Annotated in this window: 14 protein-coding genes; 10 read left to right on the top strand and 4 right to left on the bottom strand. The window is 60.6% G+C overall.

Annotated elements, in window-relative coordinates:
- Positions 1-42 precede the first annotated feature (42 nt).
- The 10 genes from G5S37_RS32100 to G5S37_RS32055 all read left to right on the top strand — a co-directional run bounded on the left by G5S37_RS32100 (position 43) and on the right by G5S37_RS32055 (position 12,829).
- Complete coding sequence (locus G5S37_RS32100; protein ID WP_165211194.1) at positions 43-339, top strand: co-chaperone GroES; 297 nt, start codon at positions 43-45, stop codon at positions 337-339.
- A gap of 66 nt (positions 340-405) precedes the next feature.
- Positions 406-2,022, top strand: coding sequence for a chaperonin GroEL (gene groL / locus G5S37_RS32095; protein ID WP_165211191.1), 1,617 nt, complete (start codon positions 406-408; stop codon positions 2,020-2,022).
- A 148-nt stretch (positions 2,023-2,170) separates the two neighbouring features.
- Entirely contained in the window at positions 2,171-3,544 is a 1,374-nt protein-coding gene (locus G5S37_RS32090) for a phenylacetate--CoA ligase family protein (protein ID WP_165211188.1), read from the top strand.
- A 53-nt stretch (positions 3,545-3,597) separates the two neighbouring features.
- The gene (locus G5S37_RS32085) at positions 3,598-4,938 is read left to right on the top strand and encodes a hypothetical protein (RefSeq protein ID WP_165211185.1); all 1,341 of its coding nucleotides are present in this window, start codon (positions 3,598-3,600) and stop codon (positions 4,936-4,938) included.
- Positions 4,939-5,542: 604 nt separating this feature from the next.
- Positions 5,543-6,154: a hypothetical protein gene (locus G5S37_RS32080; protein WP_165211180.1), complete on the top strand. Its 612-nt coding sequence runs from the start codon at positions 5,543-5,545 to the stop codon at positions 6,152-6,154.
- Positions 6,155-6,205: 51 nt separating this feature from the next.
- Positions 6,206-7,288, top strand: a complete 1,083-nt coding sequence (locus G5S37_RS32075) for a sugar kinase (protein ID WP_165211177.1) — start codon at positions 6,206-6,208, stop codon at positions 7,286-7,288.
- Between the two features lie 94 nt (positions 7,289-7,382).
- Complete coding sequence (locus G5S37_RS32070; protein WP_165211174.1) at positions 7,383-7,637, top strand: antitoxin VapB family protein; 255 nt, start codon at positions 7,383-7,385, stop codon at positions 7,635-7,637.
- Positions 7,634-8,017 (top strand): type II toxin-antitoxin system VapC family toxin, encoded by a 384-nt coding sequence (locus G5S37_RS32065; RefSeq protein ID WP_165211171.1) that lies wholly within the window; start codon positions 7,634-7,636, stop codon positions 8,015-8,017. Before G5S37_RS32070 ends, G5S37_RS32065 begins: the two co-directional genes overlap by 4 nt.
- Positions 8,018-8,180: 163 nt before the next feature.
- The gene (locus tag G5S37_RS32060) at positions 8,181-12,239 is read left to right on the top strand and encodes a DUF6797 domain-containing protein (RefSeq protein WP_165211168.1); all 4,059 of its coding nucleotides are present in this window, start codon (positions 8,181-8,183) and stop codon (positions 12,237-12,239) included.
- Between the two features lie 14 nt (positions 12,240-12,253).
- Entirely contained in the window at positions 12,254-12,829 is a 576-nt protein-coding gene (locus G5S37_RS32055) for a hypothetical protein (protein ID WP_165211165.1), read from the top strand.
- Between the two features lie 88 nt (positions 12,830-12,917).
- Here the strand turns inward: G5S37_RS32055 and G5S37_RS32050 are convergent, their stop codons facing one another.
- From G5S37_RS32050 to G5S37_RS32035, 4 genes are all read right to left on the bottom strand, one after another.
- Positions 12,918-14,375 (bottom strand): DUF1501 domain-containing protein, encoded by a 1,458-nt coding sequence (locus tag G5S37_RS32050; protein ID WP_165211162.1) that lies wholly within the window; start codon positions 14,373-14,375, stop codon positions 12,918-12,920.
- A gap of 143 nt (positions 14,376-14,518) precedes the next feature.
- Positions 14,519-16,129, bottom strand: coding sequence for a HAMP domain-containing sensor histidine kinase (locus G5S37_RS32045; RefSeq protein WP_206026250.1), 1,611 nt, complete (start codon positions 16,127-16,129; stop codon positions 14,519-14,521).
- A 64-nt stretch (positions 16,130-16,193) separates the two neighbouring features.
- Entirely contained in the window at positions 16,194-17,261 is a 1,068-nt protein-coding gene (locus G5S37_RS32040) for a hypothetical protein (protein ID WP_165211156.1), read from the bottom strand.
- A gap of 172 nt (positions 17,262-17,433) precedes the next feature.
- Positions 17,434-17,697 carry a hypothetical protein gene (locus tag G5S37_RS32035; RefSeq protein WP_165211153.1) on the bottom strand — a complete coding sequence of 88 codons (264 nt, stop codon included), beginning with the start codon at positions 17,695-17,697 and terminating at the stop codon, positions 17,434-17,436.
- Positions 17,698-17,749: the final 52 nt, after the last annotated feature.

Genomic DNA, 17,749 nt, shown 5'->3' with positions numbered 1-17,749 from the left:
AAAACACAACACAGAACCGAAACAGCACACAGCATACCAACCATGGCTACGAAAATTACACCCCTGGGTCGCCGCATTCTTGTGAAGCGTGTGAGTTCCGAGGAAAAGACTGCCGGCGGCATCTTCCTCCCTGACACCGCAAAGGAAAAGCCCCAGGAGGCCGAAGTGCTCGCGCTCGGCACCGGCAAGGATGACGAAGGCAAGGACGTGAAGGAACTCTTCACCGTGAAGGTGGGCGACAAGGTCCTCATCAGCAAGTACGGCGGCACGGAAGTGAAGCTGGACGGCGATGACGTGCTCATCATCAACGAAAGCGACGTGCTCGGCATCGTTGGCTAAGGCCCGCGCTGTTCGTTCTGACGCTCCGTTTTTTAAAAGAACAAAAATACTAAGAGATAATACACCATGGCAAAGCAACTCAACTTCGACGAAAGCGCCCGTCAGGCTCTCCTGCGCGGCGTGCAGAAGATCGCCAAGGCGGTCAAGGCCACCCTCGGACCTTCGGGCCGTAACGTGATCCTGGAGAAGAAATTCGGCTCCCCCACCATCACCAAGGACGGCGTGACCGTCGCCAAGGAAGTGGAACTGTCCGACCCCTATGAAAACATGGGCGCCCAGCTCGTGAAGGAAGTCTCCAGCAAGACCAGCGACGTGGCCGGTGACGGCACCACGACCGCCACGGTGCTCGCCGAGGCCATCTACAGCGAAGGCCTGCGCAACGTGACCGCCGGTGCGAACCCGACCTCCCTGCAGCGCGGCATCCTGAAGGCCACCGAGGCCGTCGTCGCCAAGCTCAAGGAAATCAGCGTGCCCGTGACCCAGGCCACCGAAATCGCCCAGGTCGCCACCGTCTCCGCCAACTGGGACACGGAAATCGGCAAGATCATTGCTGATGCCATGGACAAGGTGGGCAAGGACGGCACCATCACTGTGGAAGAAGCCAAGAGCATCGAAACGACCCTCGAAGTCGTGGAAGGCATGCAGTTCGACAAGGGCTACCTGTCCCCCTACTTCGTGACGAACGCGGAGAGCATGGAAGCCATCATCGAGAACGGCTACATCCTCATCCACGAGAAGAAGATCAGCAGCCTCAAGGATATGCTGCCCCTTCTCGAGAAGGTCGCTCGCTCCGGCAAGCCCCTCCTCATCATCGCGGAAGACGTGGAAGGTGAAGCGCTCGCCACCCTCGTGGTGAACCGCCTGCGTGGCACCCTCAACATCTGCGCCGTCAAGGCTCCTGGCTTCGGCGACCGCCGCAAGGCCATGCTCGAAGACATCGCCGTCCTCACCGGTGGCCGCTGCATCACCGAAGACCTCGGCATCAAGCTCGAGAACATCGACCTCAATGACCTCGGCCGTGCCAAGCGCATCACCGTGGACAAGGAGAACACCACCATCGTGGAAGGCGAAGGCACCAGCGAAGCAATCGCCGGCCGCGTGAACCAGATCCGCAACCAGATCAACGACACCACCAGCGACTACGACCGCGAGAAGCTCCAGGAGCGCCTTGCCAAGCTCGCCGGCGGTGTGGCCGTCATCAACGTCGGTGCTGCCACCGAAACCGAGATGAAGGAAAAGAAGGCCCGCGTGGAAGACGCCCTGCACGCCACCCGTGCAGCCGTTGAGGAAGGCATCGTCCCTGGCGGCGGTGTGGCCCTCATCCGTGCGCAGGTCGCCATCGACGGTCTCACGCTGGTCGGCGACGAAGCCACCGGCGCTGACATCGTGCGTCGCGCAATCGAAGCTCCCCTCCGTCAGCTTGCTGCAAACGCAGGCGTGGAAGGCGCGCTCGTCGTCTCCGAAGTGAAGAAGCAGACCGGCAACGGCGGCTACAACGTGGCCACCGGCGAATACGTCGACCTCATCAAGGCCGGCGTTGTCGACCCGACGAAGGTGACCCGCAGCGCGTTGCAGAATGCCGCTTCCATCAGCGGTCTTCTCCTCACCACCGAGTGCCTCATCGCCGACATCCCCAAGGAAGAAAAGGCCGAGGCTCCCCACAGCCACGCTGACATGATGTAATCAGCACGGGAGCAGGTTCTTGAAACACCAGGATCAGCTCTGAACAATCAGCGGGTCGCAATGCATATTGCGACCCGCTTTTTTTGTGCCTTTATTTTTGAAGCTTGGGTGCGGTATCATGTCAGATAGCGCTTCCCAAAAGAGACTCATGAATTTGCGCACTTTCGGAGAACCCCTCATGTGGGCCAAGGCCCTGTGGGAAAGACGTACCACCATTCGTCTTTCACGCGAGCAACTGGAAGCCCAGCAGCTTCGCAAATTTCGCCGCTTCGTTGCTTATGTGCAGAAGCGGTCGCCCTATTATCGGAAGATTATCGAACAGCGTGGCATCGATATCGCCACCTGTGTGCCCACGGACTTCCCCGTGATGACCAAGCGCGAGGTGATGGCGAACTTTGACGAAATCGTCACCGACCGTCGCATCACCCGCGAGCGTGTGCTGGACTTCCTCGCGAAGTCAAAGGACCCCGGCGAACTCTTCGAGGGCGAGTACCACGTGCTGCACACCTCCGGCACATCCGGCACCATGGGTGTATATGTGTACTCCCGCGAAGGCTGGATCAAAGGCGCGAGCAACATCACCCGTGTGGCGCCGCCGCGCCTGCGCAGGAGGTCCGCCTTTGTCGCCGCGACGCGTGGGCACTTTGCGGGTGTGAGCCTCATGGTCACGGGGAACCGCGGCACGAACCGCCTCTTCTACAATGTGCGCACCTATGACGTGGGCCGTCCCATGCCGGAGATCATCGCGGACCTGAACAAGTTCCAGCCGCATGCACTTTCGGGTTATGCCGCCGTACTGAAGGTGCTCGGCGAAGCTCAAGAACGAGGTGAGTTGAAGATTAAACCCGAGCTGGTGGGCAATGGTGGCGAGCCGCTCATGCCCGAAGTGAAGGCGCTGCTGCAGCGCGCGTTCGACGCTCCTGTCTCGAATGCCTATGCCACCAGCGAACTCCTCTACATGGGGCTCACGCTTCCGGACTCTGGTGGGGACGGCAGCATGCATCTCATGGAGGACAATCTCATCTTCGAACTGCATGATGATCACACCTGCGTGACGAATCTCTTCAACGAGGTGATGCCGCTCATCCGCTATCGCCTGGATGATGTGCTGGTGCCAGATACGGAGAGCGAGAACAAACTCCCCTTCACCAAGATACGCGGCATCGTGGGACGCGCTGAAGACGCCCTGGTCTTCACCAACAAACACGGCAAGGAAGATTTCATCCATCCCATTGTCATTGTAGAATTGGTCATCCCCGGCCTGAATGCCTGGCAGGTGGTGCTGGAGAGCAAGACCGCCTTCCGTTTCCGCGCGCGTCTTGAGCCCGGTCAGACCGAGGCCGAGCAGCAGGCTACGAAGGAACGCATCATGCAGACCATGGGCGCCCTGCTGGCGGAGAAGGACATGGACAATGTGAAGTTCTCCATCGAGCAGGTGGAGGCCATGGAGATCGACAAGCACTCCGGCAAGTTTCGCCTCGTGGTGCGTGACCCTGCGATGACTGCAGCGGTAAGGGCGTAGAGGATCTAGATGGGTGGGCTTGCCAAAGAGGAGGCCCATTCCTATCGTCGGGCATGGATGACTCCCTGCCTACTGTGAAGCGGCGTGCCTTTCTGAAGGGCGGACTCGCTGCCGTTGCATCGTGGCAGATGGGTGGCGCGTGGTCGGAGGCGCAAGTGCAGTCGACTTCCGTCGAGGCCATGGCGGAGGACGCGCATCAGGAAATCTGGCGGCGCTTCATCGACAAACGCCTGGATGTCCTCTTTCACTACGTGGGCTTGAATGGCGAAGTCATTCTTCCCACGGCAGATCACTGCGTGGCCTCGCAGCCGAATGGCATGAGCTGGTCCACACCGATTGAAGATGGTCCGTTCTTCGGTGGATTGTATCTGGATGGCCTCTGCAACCGCTGGCGCGTGAAGCGTGACGAGGAATCTGCGGAGAAGGCACATCGCATCGCGGCTGGATTGATGAAGCTGGCGGAGCGCAGTGAGACACCCGGCTTTGTGCCGCGAGGATTGGGCGCGGATGGGAAGTCCCACTATCCCGCCAGTTCGGAGGATCAGGTGTTTCCATGGTTCTATGGTCTGTGGTGTTATGTGCGGAGCGGCTTGCCGACTGAGACAGAGCGCGTGCGGATAGTGGACAAGCTGCGGAGCACCGTGGTAGCGCTGGAGGGGCATCAATGGCGCGTGCCCTGTGCGCGACTCGAGTTTGGCTATCGTGGCACCTTCGTGCGACCTACCGCGCATGATGCGGCGCGCTTCCTGTTTCTGCTTCGGGCCATGCATCAACTCACCAGTGAGGAACGCTGGCTCACGCAGTATCACGAGCGCCTTCAGGAGAAGCTTGGCCCCGGCATGAAGAGCCGACTGGAAATCTGCGCTGAGGGGCTCGAGTACGGAGGACATGGGAAAGGAGAGACCTATCTGTGGACACACTCCATGTCCCAGGCGGCACTGCGCGCACTGGCAGACGCAGAAACGGATGCCTCCATTCGTGAGGCCTATCAGCGTGGGTTGACGGCATCGGCGGAGAAGGCGGCTGTCCATTTGGAACGCGCTCGGAGATATGACCCCGCAAATCAGTTCGCCTTCGATACGGATTGGAGATTCCTGAACTCCTCGTGGAAGCAGCAGGCCAATTGTGAAGAAGCCATCGCCTTGGGACGTGCGCAGTTGCCGCTCTGGGCCGACCGCAATCCCCGGAGTCCGTATGAAGACGACACCGTGCGTGAGCCACTCTTTGCGGCGTGGATCATCTGCCTTGCCGGGAAAGAAGCGCAGCAACGCCTGTTGGGTGACAAGCTTCAAGAGATGCTCGCCCGCTACCAGTGGCGCGGCATGTACACCGCCACGTTTTTTGTTGCGGTGAATTTGGCGTATGAGGGCGGGCGGTTGAAGGCGCAGGGATGAAACAACATTCTTGGAGGCTTTCATTTGTACTATAGACTGCCGAGGTTGTATGCCGTGTGGAATGTGGTGAGCACCCGCGGTCTCACGATAAAAGGATGTGGAAGCCGCTGAGTCCGTATGTAAGAGCGAGACGTGCGGTAGATGATTTTAGCGACGCGATGGCACATTGAATCATCACCATGGTGCCAGGTCGCTTTGCGTCTTGGAGTGCGGTGGCAAGCGCTCGAGCGCGACACCGCTTTGACCGGAGCGGGTCCGCGTGATGGAGCGACATAACAGTCTTCGTCCGAGGTGCCTTCTCTCTGGGAAATTTGAATGCTGGATTCCGGTAAAGCATTCCAGAACATCGGAACGGAGTCTCTCCGTTCAAAGCGGTGTCGCGGCCTCGAGGGAGGCCTTTGCCACCGCACTCCAAGACGCAAAGCGCTCTTTCCAAGTGCCTGAAGCAATCGAACCAACCATTGCCATGAAGCGAATGCTTCAGCTTTGGGTGTTAATTCATCACAGCTCAAAAATTGTTCGATGTATTTCCGAAACTATGATGCGGGACTTTGGTTGAATGAAGGGTCGTCACCAAGACATCTCCTCCACTCCACGAGCCGCCATGAAAACGTGTCCCTTCTATTTGACCTCCGTCATCGTGGCAGTGTTGATGAATCTCACCATGCCACCCCTCCCCGCCAAAGACCTCGCCCCCGGCGTGACGAAGGTCCCTGTGGTCTTCTCCGGAGGCCACGACACCGAAGGCGTGGATCGCGGTCGTCCTGTAATCTTGATCGCGGCGGCACTGGGCGTTCCAGATGAAGTATTCCGCGAAGCCTTCAGCCATGTGCGTCCCGCATCTGGCGGCAGGGAGCCTGAGCCTGCACAGGTGCGTGCCAACAAGAGCGCACTCATGTCCGCTTTGGGAAAGCATGGCATCACCAATGACAGGCTCGATGAAGTCTCGAATTTCTACCGCTATCCTCCAGGCCGTGGTGGCCTGTGGAAGAGCAAGCCCGCAACGGCCAATGCGCTCGTAAAGGACGGTGTTGTCATCGGCTATGAGGTGGTGGACGGCGGAGCCGGCTATTCCTCCACGCCCACCGTCACCGTGCCTGGTCTAAAGACCGGAGAGGTGAAGGTGACCCTCTCCTACGGCAAGGACCTTGAGAAAAACGGCTCCGTCTCGGCGATTGCCCTCGCTGCTGCCGCCACGGGTACCAGGGCGAAGTGACCAACGCACAAGGGTTGCACGCGGCGGCGGGCTTGCTTAGCTGGCGGACCCATGTCCCAGTCCGCTTCTGCCTCTTTTGACCTCCTCGCCCTCGGTGAAGTCCTGCTGCGCCTCGATCCGGGCGAGTCGCGGGTGCGCACGTCGCGCCAGTTCACGGCCTGGGAGGGCGGCGGCGAGTACAATGTGGCTCGCGGCCTGCGGCGTTGCTTTGGCCTGCGGACCGGCGTGCTCACGGCCTTTGCGGACAATGAAATTGGTCGCTTGCTGGAGGACCTGATCCTGCAGGGTGGCGTGGATACCACGCATGTGAAGTGGGTGGCCTATGACGGCATCGGACGCAAGGTGCGCAATCCCATCAACTTCACCGAACGCGGCTTCGGCATTCGCGGGGCCAAGGGATGCGTGGATCGCGGCCATAGTGCGGCGTCACAACTCAGGCCCGGAGACTACGACTGGGATGCCCTGTTCGCGAACTCCGGCTGCAAGTGGCTGCACACGGGCGGCATTTTCGCAGGGCTCTCGGACACGACCGCGCAGCTCACCATCGAGGCCTGCCAGGCGGCGAAGCGTCATGGCGTGACCGTGAGCTATGATCTGAACTACCGTCCCTCCCTCTGGCAGGACAAGGGCGGCTTCCCCGCGGCCCAGGCGCTGAATCACAAGCTCGCGCCGTACATTGATGTGATCTTCGGTGTGCTCACGGACAACGAGCCTGCCGCCATCAGTGGCAACAATGATCCGCAGGACATCTTTGCCGCGCAGTCGGCAGCCCTCATGGAGGGCATCAAGGAGATGCGCGAGCGTTATCCCAACATCAAGGTGGCCGCTGCCACCCTGCGCCGCGTGCACACCGCCTCGCGCAACGACTGGGGCTCGCTCGCGTGGATGGGCAATGCCTTCTACCGCTCCCGCGACTACGCGAATCTCGACATCTACGACCGCATCGGCGGCGGTGATGGCTTTGTGGCCGGCCTGATCTACGGCATGCTGCAAGGCAAGGATCACCAACTCACGCTCGACATCGCTGCCGCCCACGGCGCCCTCGCCATGTCCACCCCCGGAGACACCAGCATGGCCACGCTGCCGGAGGTGCTGAAGCTGGCGCAGGGTGGGGATGCGAAGGTGCAGCGGTAACGCTCGTTTTAACTGTTTAATAACGAGCGACTTACAACTTAGCTCGCTCGCCGGAGGCTTGACTTTTCACGTTCCTTCATGCATTGTTTCATGCATGGCGACCAAGACAATTACTCTTGAACTGGATGCCTACGAGAAACTGAGGGCAGCCAAACGAAACGACAGAGAGTCGTTCTCAATGGTAGTGCGTCGGGCAATTTGGCCTGACGCTCCAATGAATGGGGAAGCTATTCTCGCTTACCTACAGAATCGCCCTTTCCATTTTTCCGAAGAAGACTTGGATCACATCGAAGCGGCGGACAAGGCAGACGTTCCCCCCAAGAACCCTTGGGATGAGTCCAACCCATGATCTTGGACACCAGCTTCTTGGTGGCTCTGGAACGCGAGTCTCGTCGCCGTCAGCTTGGTCCTGCAAGCCGGTTTCTCGCTGCAGCCAATACGCAACTTTGCATCACTCCGATCATCGCTGGTGAACTAGCATGTGGGACAAGCCTTGCCTCACGCACAGCATGGGAATCATTCCTTCTCCCATTCCAAATGCTCGTCCACGATGTTGAGGTTGCATGGCACTACGGGGCTATTTTCAGAACACTGAGTGCCACGGGAAAACTTATCGGCGCAAATGACCTTTGGATTGCGGCGGCTGGTCTCGCGCATTCGCTGCCGGTGGTTACAGGCAACCTTGATGAATTTCGTCGCGTGCCAGGTCTGCAGGTGATCGCCTTCTAGTGGCATCCTGCCAAATGCTCTTGCGCCGCTCGGGAACAAAAACCAGCCGCGCGATTTCAAGACGGGTTCGCGCAGGGCGGTAGAGTCCGGCGCCGCATTTCACTTTCTTGCGAGGGTGGCGGCGCACGAGCGTTCTTCTTCCTCTCCCGCCATCGCCACCGCCATGTCGTTTCTTCTCCCATCGCGTCTTCTTGCGTCCGTCGCGGCGCTGACTCTCGCCGTTGCAGCTTGCTTGCCCTCTCATGCGGCTTCAGCGCAGGCGGGTACTCCTGACCTCTTTCGGCGGGAGAACCTAGCGGCGTGGTGCATCGTGCCCTTCGACGCGAAACAGCGCGGGCCGGAAGAACGCGCGGCGATGCTGGAGAAGCTGGGCCTGCGGCAGTTCGTCTACGACTACCGGAAGGAGCACATCCCCACGTTTGATGCGGAGATGGAGGCGTTGAAAAAGCATGGCATCACGCTGACCGGCTGGTGGTTCCCCGGTTCGCTGAATGACGAGGCGAAGCTCATCCTGGAAGTTCTCAAGCGCCATGGGATGACGAAGTGCGACCTGTGGGTCACGGGCAGTGGCGCTCCCACCAACACGCCGGAAGAACAGGCAGCACGCGTGAAGCAGGAGGCGGAGCGCCTCAAGCCCATCGCGGAGGCAGCAGCGAAATTCGGCGTGCGCGTGGGCCTGTACAATCACGGCTCATGGTTTGGCGAACCGGAAAATCAGATCGCCATCATCGAGGCACTGAAGGCACAGGGCATCGCGAACGTGGGCCTCGTGTACAACCTGCATCACGGCCACGGGCACCTCGCGCGCTTCCCCGAGCTGCTGCAGAAGATGAAGCCATATCTCATCTGTCTGAACCTCAATGGCATGACCGAGGGTGGTGATGCCAAGGGACAGAAGATTCTTCCGCTGGGTCAAGGCGACCTCGATGTGAAGCTGCTGAAGGACATTCGCGACAGCGGATACAAAGGTCCCATCGGCATCCTCAATCACACCAACGCGGATGCGGAGGGGCGCCTGATGGACAACCTTGATGGACTCGCGTGGCTGGTGAGGCAACTCGATGGCAAAGCACCCGGGCCCAAGCCGAAAACGCGTACGTGGCCGGACCTCACACCGAAGGCTGTCTCGAGCAAGGTGACGGCGGCATCAGCGCCCAGCTTCGAGCCCTCCAAGATTGAAGCGCTGGGCACGGCGTTGAAGGGTGGCATCGTCTTCCCCGGCAAGGCTGAGTATCAGAACTTTCCCATCACCGTGGAATGCCTCGCGAAGCTCGATGGCAAACGCGGCTTCAATATCCTGCTCGCGAATGGCCCCAAGTCATCGCCGCAACACTGGGAACTCTACACCTACAGCGGAAGTGGCTGCGTGAGTGTTTACATGCCGAAGCGCGGTGGCGAGTACAAGTCCAAGCTGGATGTGTGCGATGGCGAATGGCACCGCATCTCCGCGATACTGGAAAAGGATCGCGTGCGCATCACCGTGGACAAGAAGGTGGTGCTTGATGAGCCTGTGAAGGAAGTGGCAGCCGATGCTCCCTCGGACAGTTTCGCCGTGGGACGTCTCGTGGAAGGCGGAGTCGGATGTGAAGGCATCATCGATGAAGTGCGCATCTCCCGCGGCAACTCCAATCCCGTGGGACGTGGCGAGCCGCTGGTCATCTCCGACTCCACATTGGCCTTGTGGCATTTCGATGACAAGGAAGCCACGCTCAAAGAAGCGAACGGCGGAGCAGGTGCGGTGAGTGTGGCCCCCTTCGAGTACAAGAAGGAACCGCTGCGGCCTGAGCTCTGGCCGAATCACAAAGAGCAAGTCAATCGTGATCGCGTTTATGACTTCTATGCCAAGGAGGCATTGCAGTTCAAAGGCGCGGAAAAGCTGCCTGCCGTCACACCACCGTATCCAGGGCTCGATGGTGGCACGTTTGGTCACTGGGGAAATCAAAGTGATGACACCTGGCGCGACGCGCGCTGGTCACAGGCGGATCCTGGTAATCTGCTGAGCGGTGTGTTCAAGGGCGCGGGACTGACCATTCCCAAAGCGGTGTGCATTCGCCTCGGCGACAGCGGCGAGATGTCGGCTTGCTTTGACCCGGAGACACTGAGCTTTCCCGTGGTGTGGGAAGGTGGATTCATCTCACTGTCCGATGTGCGCCACGGTTTCATGGCCGGGCTGAAGATGGATGGCAAGGCCGTGGTGAAGGAAGCAGGCGTGAAGCCGAAGCAGCCCTTCGCGTATCACGGCTTCTACCGGAACGGAAGGAAGACCCTCTTCGCCTATCAACTCGGCGGCGTGGAGATGCTGGATGCCGCGTGGGTGGAGAATGGAAAGTTCGTGCGGCTCAAAGCGCCGGCCAGCGAGCATCCCTGGCGTGACTTGATCAAGGGCGGTGCCGCGCAGTGGCCGCAGGTCATCACCACCAAGGGTGAAGTGGGCAAAGGCACGTCCTTTGCGTTGGATACACTGACGCTGCCTGAGGACAATCCCTTCGGCTCGCTCTTCTTCATCGGGGATCACGACTTCTTCTCGAATGGAGATGGAGCGGTATGCACCATGACGGGTGAGGTGTGGATCGTGCGTGGCATTGATGATTCACTCGCGAACCTGAAGTGGAAACGCTTCGCCACCGGACTGCACCAGCCGCAGGGTTTGGTGATCGTGGAGGACAAGATTCACATCCTCGGCCGCGACCAGATCACGCGGCTGGTAGATCTGAATGGCGATGACGAAGCCGATCAATACGAGTGCGTGACCAACGCAATGGTCACCTCGGCCTCCGGTCACGACTTTATTACCGGACTGCAACGCGATGCGGAAGGCCGTTTCTATTTCGCCTCCGGCAATGAAGGCGTGTGCCGCGTGAAGCCAGGCTCTCCCCTGGAAGTGCTCGCGACAGGATTCCGCAATCCGAACGGGCTCGGCCTTTCCAAGTCGGGCATCATCACCACCAGTGTGCAGGAGGGCGATTGGACGCCGACCTCTCAGGTGAGCGAGATCAAGACGGGGGGCTACTATGGTTTTGGCGGACCGAAGCCGGGCATGACCACAGAGCAGCCGTTTATCTATCTGCCACGTGGCGTGGACAATAGCAGCGGCGGCCAGGCGTTTGTGGAGGGCACGCGCTTTGGATTCCCGGAAGAGACCATGCTGCACTTCTCCTGCGGTGCGTGCACGGGTTTCGCGGTGCTGCGTGATACGAGTGCGGGCATTGCACAGGGATTGGCATGGCAGCTTCCTGCAGACTTTCTTTCCGGCGCACAGCGTGGGCGTTTCCATCCCAAGGATGGGCAGCTCTATGTGAGCGGCATGTATGGTTGGGGCTGCTACGGACCCAAGGACGGCAACCTGCAGCGCGTTCGCTTCACGGGTGACAAGGGAGCGCCGCAGAGCAACTTCCCCGTGAAATGGGAAGCGCGGCAGAATGGGGTGATGGTCACTTTCCACCAGCCGTTGGACAAGGAGGCCGCTGCCAATGTGAAGCAACACTTCGTGCAGACGTGGAACTACCTCTACTCCGGCGCCTATGGTTCGCAGGAGTGGAGCGTGAAGCATCCCAAGGTGGCGGGACATGACGTGCTGGAAGTCACTTCCGCGCAGGTGATGCCGGATGGCAAGACTGTGTTCCTGGAAGTGCCGGAACTGCCCGTGGCCAATCAAGTGCATCTGCACATCGCCACCGCCAAGGGAGAGACGCATGATCTGTTTGCGACCATCCATCGCCTCGGCAAACCCTTCACGGATTTCCCGAATGCGAAGCCACTGCTCGCGAAGGCCACCACGGCAGCGCCACCGACGGACGCGGGCTTTGCCTTCCCCACCGCCAAGCCCAACCCGTGGGCGAAGGGTGAGAAGGGCCGCGCCATTCAGCTAGATGCGGCACTGGGTCTGCAGTTTGCGCAGAAGACGCTGACGGCAAAAGCAGGTGAACGCATTTCTCTTACGTTCAACAATCCCGATGTGGTCCCGCACAACGTGGTGCTCATCAAGCCCGGTAAACTCCAGGTGATTGGTGACTTGAGCAACAAGCTCATCACGGATCCCGAAGGTCCTGCGAAACACTACGTGCCGGAGTCAGGCGATGTGATCGCGTACACCGACATGGTCATGCCGCAGAAGCAGTTCACGATTCATCTCACGGCGCCGATGAAGAAGGGGGAGTATCCGTACCTGTGCACGTTCCCGGGGCACTGGGTGGTGATGAATGGGGTGCTGAAGGTGGAGTGATCCGGACACACTTCATGTACCCGAGCTATACTAAATTTTGCGAAGCCAGAGTGAAGGGGTTGCGCCCCGAAGCGAATCAACTGACTGCCGATGTTGTTCGGGAATGCAGAGCTGATCCGAAGGAGGCTTTCATCATCGAGCTCTGTCAGGATGCCGAGGGACAAAGAATCAATCATCACCTCTGGCAGGAAATCGTCTTCCCTTTTGCCAAGGCCCGCATGGAAGACAACGTCGTCGCCATCCAATGTCTTGTCCTGACGGTTCAGAACCTTTACGCAGACAAAGCGAAGCGCGAGGAACTGGGAGACATTTCTGAAGAGCAGCTTCTTCGAAAAATACTGAAGATTGACCCGGGGAATGTCTGGGCACGAACCCGGCTCTCAGAGTGTCTTGCGAGTTGGCTTCAGTACTGCATTCACGAGTGGCCTGCTGGCATCCTTTATGGTGCGAACGGAGCAACGATGCAGGAGAGCCGCGAGATCTTGGAGGCCGTTGAAGAACTGCGTTTGCTTGATTCTGATATGAAGTGGCAGCGACTTGCGGACGATGTGGTCGTGAAGACACACAGCTACATGGAGCGATTGGGATAAACTGGCGGGTTGGAAAACCCGCTAACCGCTGTCGGGCCAGAAGGCCCAACGCCCGCTGTCAGGGCGGAAGCCCCAACCTCCTTCTTGATTACACCAGCAACTCACTCACCACCCGCGCCTCGGGATTCTCAATCAGCACCTGATCCGTGCCGTTGCGCTTGTAGGTGAGTTTCTTCGGATTCAGGCCGAAGAGCTCGAACAACGTCGCGTGCCAGTCGTAGTGGTTCACGATGTTCTCCACGGCCTTGTGGCCAAACTCATCCGTGGCGCCGTGCACATAGCCGCCGCGGAAACCACCGCCGGCGACCCACTGGCTGAAGCCGTAGGTGTTGTGGTCGCGGCCCACCTTGGCGCGGCCGCTGCTGCCTGCGCGGTTTTGAATCACGGGCAGGCGTCCCATTTCACCGCCCCAGTGCACCACGGTGCTGTCCAGCAGGCCGCGTGCCTTGAGATCGATGATGAGAGCGGTGGAAGGTTTGTCCACCTGCTTGATGGCGGTGGGCAGGCCGGTCAGGATGCTCTGGTGATGATCCCAGGTCTGGTTGGCAGTGAAGACGCTCACGAAGCGCACACCGCGCTCCACGAGGCGACGGGCAATGAGGCAGCGCGCGCCGAACTCCTGCGTGGCCGGATCATCGAGACCATAGAGTTTCTTGGTGGCCTCACTTTCCTGGCTGATGTCGAGGGCTTCCTTCGCCGCGGTCTGCATGCGGGCGGCAAGCTCAAAGCTCTGGATGCGCGCTTCGAGGTCGGATTCACCGGGTCGCTGAGCGAGGTGCTGGTGGTTCAGCTTGCCGAGGAAGTTCAGGTAACGATCCTGCGCCTCACCTTTCAGTGACATGGGCGCGTCGAGATTCAGGATGCGTGGCTCCTTCGAGCGCACCACCGTGCCTTGATACAGGGAGGGCAGCCAGCCATTGGTCCAATTCTCCACGCCGAGCACAGGCACACCGCGCGGGTCGGTGAGTGCCACATAGGCAGGCAGGTCCTGATTTTCCGAACCGAGGCCGTAGGTGAGCCAGCTTCCCAGCGTGGGGCGGCCACCGGTGGCGCGTCCATTCTCCAAGGCGTAGATGGACTGGCCGTGATTGTTCACGCCCGTGTGCATGGAGCGGATGAGCGTGATGTCATCCACCACATTGGCGAGGTGCGGTAGCAGCTCGGAGAGTTCCATGCCGCACTGGCCGTGCTTGCGGAACTTCCACGGACTGGCCATGACCTCGCGGCTGGCGCCGGCGGCATCGTCATACTTCACCTCACCGGGGAAGTTCTTGCCGTCCAGCTTGTCGAGCTCCGGCTTGGGATCAAAGAGGTCGATGTGGCTCGGGCCGCCCTGCATGAACATGGAGATCATGGCGCGCGCCTTCGGTTGGGCCACGGGGCGCTTCGGGATGAGGTCGTAGTGATGCGCCTCCAGACGCTCACTGGTGGCCAGCAGACCCTCCTGCTTCAGCAGCCAGGCAAGCGCCACCGAACCCACGCCTCCACCGGTGCGGGAAAGCCACTGGCGGCGGGAGAAGGGATGACCGGAAACAGGCAGGCTCATGGGAACAGGGCAGGACGGGGGCAAAGGTGGATAGTTCCAGAAGCCGAAATTACGCCATGGAGGCCCGGGGTATTGCACCACGGTCACAAGCCGTGCAGTACGAGGCACAAAAGGAGGGGAAATGGACCGCGTCAGGCCGCTGGTCAGCCCGAGCGGGCCTCGTCCGCGCCGGTACCCTGATCCGCCATGAGTTTCAGCGTGACAGAGAGTCCCCCGCCCTCGCGGTTGGAGACCTCCACCTTGCCACCGCAGGCTTCGGTGCAGCTCTTCACAATCGCAAGGCCAAGCCCCACCCCACCACTCTCGCGGGAGCGCGCAACGTCCGGCCGGTAAAAGGGCTCCAGCAGGCGCGGCAGAGCCTCCGCCGAAACACCGGGCCCGCGGTCGCTCACGCTGACGCTCACGTGGCCATTTGCCCGCGTGGCAGAGATCTCCACCGGGCCGGTCCCCGCGGCATAGCGCTGGGCATTGCGCACCAGATTCCCAATCGCACGGGAAAGCATGTCTTCATCCGCCATGGCGACGAAGTGCTCAGGCACCTCCACCTTCGCGGTGCCTGCTTCTTCACTGGCATCTTCACGCTGGAGCGTACGCCGCACCAGAGGGGCGAGCAGCACCGGTTTCAGCTTCACCTCGCTGCGGAGATTGGCTTTGGAAAAGCTGAGCAGCTCATTCACCAGCACGCTCATGTGCTGCAGCTCGCCTTCGAGCTTCTCCATGTAGCGCTGGCTCTTTTCATCCCCGTTCACTTCTCCACGCTGCTGCAGGATGCCGAGGGAGGCCTGCATGCGTGCGATGGGCGAGCACAGCTCATGGGCGATGTCCCCGAGGAAGCGCTTCTGCCCCTTTGCATGGCCATCCAGGCGCTGCGCCATCTGCTGCACGGAGCGGCCGAGATCGCCGAGCTCATCCAACCGGTGGGCATCGGGCACTGCTCCTTCGAAGTCGCCCTCCGCGACACGGCCGGTGTTCTTGCGCAGGCGCTGGATGCTTCGCGTGAAACTCAGCGCCATGGGCACCCAGATGAGGGCAGAGACCAGCAGCACGCCCACGCTGGCGTACAACCACGGCTTGGGGTCAAGAAACACGCCTCCGGCAGTCAAGGTGTCTGACCGCACCACCAGCAGCGCCGGCAGGTAACCGCGCTCAGCAGCGACGGCAGGCACGCGAATCACCGCCCAGTAACCCGGGGGCGTATCGGTATGTGCCATGACGGTGGGATATTCCGCCATGGCAGGATTGATGGGCCTCGGACCTCGATCTTGTTCGTCGTCGCGCCGTGGTGGGGGCGGTGGGCGCGCGCCTCCGGAACTGCCAAAAATGTCGTCCAGCGGATCGAGCCCCAGCGGAGGAGGGGGAGGTGGGGGCTGGCGCGGCGGGCCATTCCCATCCCCGCGGCGCCGCAGGTGGGGTGTCAGCTTTTCTTTCACTGCTTCCAGCAGGTCGGGAGGCAGGGACTCATGCGCTCCTGTGACGTACTGGACCTCCGAGTCGAACAATGAAAACTCAATGCCCAAGGTCTCGCTGTGATCTTTGAGTAGAGTTCCCCAGGCGGAGCGTGGGTGGTCTCGCAATTCCGCGGCGATGCGCTCGGCCATGGCCTGCAGGCGCGGCTCCATGATGCCCTGCATGAGCCCGCTGGAGGCACCACCGAACTGGGAGCGGAAGACAATCCAGAAACCCAGGGCGATCAGCGCGACATTCGCCAGGAAGCCGGCCAGCAGCTTCACGGGAATGGGAAACCGGACTCGCATGGGGTCCATCATGATTCATTCGCGGTCAAGTTGCACCACTTCTCTGTGTCCAGACGCACTCGGTTCATGCCCGCTGAAACCGGGCGCCATCCGTACCCAGCCAGGAACCTCCGCCAGAGAGGGCATCGAGTTGCTCCGTCTGTCCGAACACCTCCACCTGATGCTGGAGGTAGAACCAGCCCGCAACCGGCTCCGGCACCGGGTCTGGAACGGTACCCTTCACAATGAACCGCGCGAGGGCAGCCGGGAAATTCGCCCCGAATCCCGTGGGGAAACCCACCCAGGAGGGGAAGCGCGGGGCCATCTTGATGAGGAAGTGGCGGTTCACCGTCTCATCCATGATGGTGACAATCTCAAACGGACCACGCCAGCGCAGCTCGCGGACGAGGCGCTCACACACCTCGCGCAGGGCGCCGTCCCGCACGGTGATGCCACCAACATTTTTCCCGAGCCCGTGCATGCTGGGCCTGCGGATGCTGCAGAGGCCGAAGAGTCCACCCTCACCATCGCCAATGCCCATCGCGTGATGTTCCGTACCTGAGATGACCTCCTGCAGCAGCACCGGCGCCCCCCACTGGGCGAAGAGCAGGGACACGGCCCCGGCGAGTTCCGCTTCATTCTCCACCAGATGCGTGTCGTGATGCACGCCCTTCACGAGAACGGGATACCGCATCTCGCGGCCCAGCAGCAGGGCGCGGCTGACGGTGTACACCGCGTGCGTGCGCGGCGTAGTGACACCTGCGGAGAAAGCCAGCTCTGTAAGCTGTTCCCGTGAACGGCGAAGGTAGGCGTCCTTGTCCGGCAGGCAGGTGCGGATGCCACGCGCCGTCAGTTCGCTTTCGAGCTCCACCATGAGCTCCATCTCGGAATCCAGCGTGGGAATGAGCACCTCGAACGGTGTTTGTGCGTGGATCTCATCGATTCGCTTCAGGAACGTCTCCGCGCCCTCCGAGGGGAAGGGGATGGTGAATACTGCGTCCGGGCCGTTGTGGGCGTAGATGCCACTCTCCGTGGCGTCATACGCCATGCCCACGATGAATGCCCCCGGGTGTGCCGCGCGGATACCGGCGATAATGGCGGCTCCCGGCTGGGGGTTCTCACCTCGACTCAATCCAGTGACGGCAATACGCATCTTGCCGCCAAGAAATCATGCGTATGTAAATGGCGGATGATCCGCAAGAAGGAGAATTGTGAAGGGAATGTAAAGGTGACCTAAACATTCGTGCACTTCGCAACAACAATGTCAGGGCTCGTATCGCCAGGAGGGCACTCCGGCCCCGTTTTCGAGTGAGCGTGAGCCAAGCTCAGGGCTGCAAGCGCTCCGTCACATCCCCGCGCTTCAGCTCGGGCGGCACATGGCCCACGAAGCGGGGTTGCAGGCCGATGGTCTCGAAGAGCTCATTCACCTGTTTCAGGGTGATTTTGCTGGGGTCATCGATCTCGAAATAGACCATGTCATGCGAGGCATCCACCTTGTAACGGGCGGCCAACAGGTCCATGTGATGGCCCAGATGCATGATTCTCTCCTCCTCGCGGAGGCCGGGAGCATAGACGAGCAGTTCGGTCATGGCAGGTGCGGGCTGTGTGTAGCGTGTATTTACATTTGGAGTGTAGTGGGTT

Origin of the sequence: Roseimicrobium sp. ORNL1, from assembly GCF_011044495.1 — a bacterium.
Classification (GTDB): Bacteria; Verrucomicrobiota; Verrucomicrobiia; order Verrucomicrobiales; family Verrucomicrobiaceae; genus Roseimicrobium.
This window is presented reverse-complemented; position numbering and strand designations above follow the sequence as displayed.